Here is a 4,380-nt window from a genome sequence, read left to right as displayed (position 1 = left end):
CGCAACCTGGCGCTCAACGCCGCGGCCATCGCCACGGCCGAGCGCCTCATCCAGCAGCCCGCCGCCCCCGCTCGCTGGAACGGCCGCGACGCCCTGCGCGAACTGAGCAGCGAGAAGGTACAGGAGCGGTTGCGGGTAAGAAGTGAGCAGTAAACAGTAAGCAGTATTCATTGAGCAGCTTGGTCTGACCAACTGACTAACTGAATACTGCTACTGCTTACTGTTTACTGCTTACTGCCAACTGCCCCAATTCTTACACTCTTCCTACGCGCCGCTATCGCAAAATAGATGGGCGGCTCATAAAATCTTCACCATCACATGCTATACATACTCGCAGACTTACTGGAATATGCGGCTATAGGCCGTCCGAGCGTGGGAGTAGAGTGAAGGAACACAATATGACTCAATCACACGAATTGCGACCCATCCCCGTCGTACCGCTACGCGGCGGGGTTGTTTTTCCGGGCGTCACGACGACCGTGTCCATCGGCCGCCGCTCCTCGCTGGCCGCCGTCCAGGCGGCGATTGAGCGCGGCGGCGACCTGCTGGTGGTCGTCCAGCGCGACGCCGAAGTAGAGACCCCCGGCATGGAGGACATCTTCCCCATCGCCGTGCTGGCGACGGCGCGCGACATGCTGCGCACGCCGGTGGGCATCCAGATGCTCGTCGAACTCCACCGCCGCGTGCGGTTGGAGAGTATCGAGCGCATGGATCCGTTTCTCATCGGCCGCTACGAAGAACTGGCCGAGGAAGACGCCATTGACGAAGGGCTGAAGCTGGAGACGATCGCCTACCTGGAGCAGTACGTCGAGTCGCTGGGCGAGACGAACCAGCAGGTGATGACCATGACTCGCTCCAGCGAGACGACGGGCCAGCTGGCCGACTACATCGCCGGGCTGATCAACCTGTCGTTCGAGGTCGAGGTCGAACTACTGACCAACCTGAACGGCCGGGTGCGCCTGGAGACGGTGCTGGAGTTCCTGCGCCAGGAAGTGCGCATCGCCGACATCCGCAGCAAGATTCAGCAGGACGCGCGCGAGGGGGCGGAGAAGGCCCAGCGCGATTTCATGCTACGCGAGCAGATGAAGGCCATCCGCAAGGAACTGGGCGACGACGCCGAAAGCGGGCCGGAAGACCTGCGGGCCAAGATCGAGAACGCCGGCATGCCGCCGAAGGTGCTGGAGCGCGCCCTGAGCGAGCTCAAGCGCCTGGAGTATCAGGGCGGCCAGTCGGCCGAGGCCAGCGTTATCCGCACCTACCTGGAGTGGCTGACCGAACTGCCATGGACGGCCGAGACCGAAGACAATCTGGATATTACCCACGTGCGCGAAGTGCTCGATCAGGATCACTACGGCCTGGAGGACGTGAAAGAGCGCATCGTCGAGTACGTGGCCGTGCGCAAGCTGGCCGGCAAGGACATGAAGGGGGCCATCATTAACCTCAACGGCCCGCCCGGCGTCGGCAAGACGTCGATCGCCACCTCAGTGGCGCGGGCGATGGGGCGCGAGATGGTGCGCATCAGCCTGGGCGGCGTGCGCGACGAGGCCGAAATTCGCGGCCACCGGCGCACCTACATCGGGGCCATCCCCGGCCGGATCATCCGCGCCCTGCGCGACGCCAAGACGCGCAACCCGGTCATCGTCCTGGACGAGATCGACAAGGTGGGCACCGACTGGCGGGGCGACCCGGCGGCGGCGCTGCTGGAGGTGCTCGACCCGGAGCAGAACCACAGCTTCACCGACCACTACCTGGAAGTGCCGTTCGACCTGAGCCAGGTGATCTTCATCACCACGTCGAACCAGTTGAGCACTATCCCGGCGGCGCTGCTGGATCGCATGGAGACGATCACCATGCCCGGCTACATCGAGGATGAGAAGGCGGCCATCGCCCGGCAGTACTTGCTGAAGAAGCAGCAAGACGCTAACGGCATCGGCGGCGTCGCCGTCAACATCGAGGACGAGGCACTGCGGTCGCTCATTCGCTACTACACGCTGGAAGCGGGCGTGCGCCAGTTGGAGCGCAGTCTGGGCAAGGTGGTGCGCAAGCTGGCGGTCAAGGTCGCTTCGGGCGAGATGGGGCCGTTCACGGTCGGCGAAGCGGACGTTGAGGAGATCATGGGGCCGCGCAAGTTCAGCTACGGCCTGATCGAGGAGATGGACGAGATCGGTCTGGTGACGGGCCTGGCGGTGAACAGCTACGGCGGCAACACGCTGCCCATCGAGGTAAGCCTGAGCGAGGGCAACGGCCGCATCACGCTGACCGGTTCGCTGGGCGAGGTGATGCAGGAGTCGGCCCAGGCCGCGCTGACCTACGCGCGGGCCAACGCGCGGACGCTGGGGCTGGAGCCGGCGCTGTTCGACAAGGTAAACGTCCACATCCACGTGCCCGACGGGGCCACGCCCAAGGACGGCCCGAGCGCGGGCATCGCCATGGCGACGGCGATTATCTCCGCCTTCACCCGGCGGCCGGTGCGGCGCGACGTGGCGATGACCGGCGAGGTGACGCTGCGCGGCAAGGTACTGCCCATCGGCGGGCTGAAGTCGAAGACCATCGCTGCCCACCGGGCGGGCATCAAGACGGTGCTGCTGCCGAAGGACAACGCCAAGGACATCCCGGAGTTGCCGGAGCGCGTGCGCCAAGACCTGGAGCTTATCCCGGTCGGCCACCTGGACGAGGTGATCGCCGTGGCTCTGCTGGAGCCGGTCGGGCCGCCGATGAAGGTGGGCGAGGGAGAGAAGGTGGTGGAGCCGGTGGTTGTTGTACCGCCGGCGAATGGAAGTTCTGGCGAGCGGATTGGGCGGGTGAACTAAATCGGTTTGTAGCGCAGGCTGTTAGCCTGCGGAAATAACAGTAAAGCGCCGCTGCCCTAATGGGTAGCGGCGCTTGCTTATCCATTATCTCCTTGAGCCTATGCGCGTCGCTGACTACGGAATGAGCGCTTCGAGCTTGCCTGCGACAGCAGTGACTCACCCCGTTCTTGTTAAGGAAGCCTCTAAAGCCTTAGTCAGGCCACCCACAGTTCTTGGGCCGGGCCATTCAGCGTTAATTCCAATTCATTGAGCACATCCCGGCCGAGGATAGCTTCGCTACCGGCTGACATGGCAACGGCCTTGACCCCATAGATGACATGCGGGCCTAGTTGAATGATGGTCAAGTAGGTATCCACATTCACTGACTGCCCGGTCACCCCGCGCATGCGCCAGGCCCTATAGTAGCGCGCCCCTGCTGCTCTCAGGGCCTCAATTGGCAGCATCGTTGCATCTGCGCCGGAATCTACAATAGCCTCCAGACTAATCAATGGATCACCAGTATCAATGGAGAGAAGCCCGATTCCGACCACAGGCATGGCTGGATCATGCCCCTGGCTATCATAGGGATGGCTGTAAACAGGCATGGCAAGCAGCCCTATGCGGCGTCTGCTAATCTACAAGACGGGGTGAATAGATGCGCAACTCTCGGTCAGGCCCACGAGTGACGCGCCGTATGTGAACGATGTCGTCTGGGTATCGGGCATTAATCCGGCGCAGTAAGGCTATTTCATCGGCGTCGGCATCCACCAGTTGACCGCCATGGATAGCGACATACTGTCCTTCGTGCGTCTCCAGCAAGGAGTCGCGAAGGCGTGCATAGGCGGCCTGTTCCTGTTCCATACGTTCGTGGTCAGGGCTAATGTAAACAGCCGGGAAGGCTTCGGTCAGCGCGTCGACCAGGACTTCGGGAACAGGGCGCTGCTCCCGCCGTGCGGCGACCTGTGCCTGCCGGTAAACGTGATCAGGGAGAGTAAGCGTCACTTGTGTGCCCATACCTTTATTATACCAAGACCTCTGAGGTTTGCGGCAAACCTCAGAGGTCGATAACATAGACCCATGCCCCTCCACAGCGCCGGCCTCCTCCTCTACCGCCACCGCGACGACCGCCTCGAACTCCTCCTGGCCCACCCCGGCGGGCCGTTCTGGAAGGACAAGGACGAGGGGGCGTGGTCGATTCCCAAGGGGCTGTTCGAGGCCGACGAAGAGCCGCTGGCCGCCGCCCGGCGCGAGTTCCACGAGGAAATCGGCGTGGCCTTCGACGCGCCCGACGCCGCTTTCCTCCCCCTGGGCGAGGCGAAGCAGAAGGGCAACAAGATCGTCCACGCCTGGGCGCTGGCCCACGACCTCGACGTAACCACCATCACCAGCAACACCTACGCCGTCCAGTGGCCCAAAGGCACGTGGCGGCGCTACCCCGAAGTCGACCGCGCCGGCTGGTTCCCCATCCCTGAAGCGCGGCTGAAAATCCTCAAGGGGCAGGAGCCGTTCATTGATCGGCTGCTCGCGGCGCTGGGGGAATGAGCGCTGCTGCCGCAGGGGAGCGGGGGTGCAGGGGCGCAGGGGAGCCTTG

Annotated in this window: 4 protein-coding genes; 2 read left to right on the top strand and 2 right to left on the bottom strand. The window is 63.4% G+C overall.

What is annotated here, in order from left to right; all coding sequences use genetic code 11:
* The first annotated feature begins 398 nt into the window (after positions 1 to 398).
* Positions 399 to 2,810, top strand: coding sequence for an endopeptidase La (gene lon / locus ACE3UY_RS04075; protein WP_374686277.1), 2,412 nt, complete (start codon positions 399 to 401; stop codon positions 2,808 to 2,810).
* Between the two features lie 194 nt (positions 2,811 to 3,004).
* On the opposite strand, the gene ACE3UY_RS04070 is transcribed toward lon, so the two are convergent.
* Both ACE3UY_RS04070 and ACE3UY_RS04065 read right to left on the bottom strand, forming a co-directional pair.
* Positions 3,005 to 3,394: a retroviral-like aspartic protease family protein gene (locus ACE3UY_RS04070; RefSeq protein WP_374686276.1), complete on the bottom strand. Its 390-nt coding sequence runs from the start codon at positions 3,392 to 3,394 to the stop codon at positions 3,005 to 3,007.
* Positions 3,395 to 3,419: 25 nt separating this feature from the next.
* Positions 3,420 to 3,803 carry a DUF5678 domain-containing protein gene (locus tag ACE3UY_RS04065; protein WP_374686275.1) on the bottom strand — a complete coding sequence of 128 codons (384 nt, stop codon included), beginning with the start codon at positions 3,801 to 3,803 and terminating at the stop codon, positions 3,420 to 3,422.
* A gap of 63 nt (positions 3,804 to 3,866) precedes the next feature.
* On the opposite strand from ACE3UY_RS04065, the gene ACE3UY_RS04060 reads away from it, so the two are divergent.
* Complete coding sequence (locus tag ACE3UY_RS04060) at positions 3,867 to 4,331, top strand: NUDIX domain-containing protein (RefSeq protein ID WP_374686274.1); 465 nt, start codon at positions 3,867 to 3,869, stop codon at positions 4,329 to 4,331.
* Positions 4,332 to 4,380 lie beyond the last annotated feature (49 nt).

Origin of the sequence: Promineifilum sp. (SeqCode) (assembly GCF_041918635.1) — a bacterium.
In the GTDB taxonomy this organism is placed as follows: domain Bacteria; phylum Chloroflexota; class Anaerolineae; order Promineifilales; family Promineifilaceae; genus Promineifilum.
This window is presented reverse-complemented; position numbering and strand designations above follow the sequence as displayed.

Bases quoted from the DNA above. Each gene is read 5' to 3' on its own strand.
- lon (WP_374686277.1), top strand. From the start codon at position 399: ATGACTCAATCACACGAATTGCGACCCATCCCCGTCGTACCGCTACGC.
- ACE3UY_RS04070 (WP_374686276.1), bottom strand. From the start codon at position 3,394: ATGCCTGTTTACAGCCATCCCTATGATAGCCAGGGGCATGATCCAGCC.
- ACE3UY_RS04065 (WP_374686275.1), bottom strand. From the start codon at position 3,803: ATGGGCACACAAGTGACGCTTACTCTCCCTGATCACGTTTACCGGCAG.
- ACE3UY_RS04060 (WP_374686274.1), top strand. From the start codon at position 3,867: ATGCCCCTCCACAGCGCCGGCCTCCTCCTCTACCGCCACCGCGACGAC.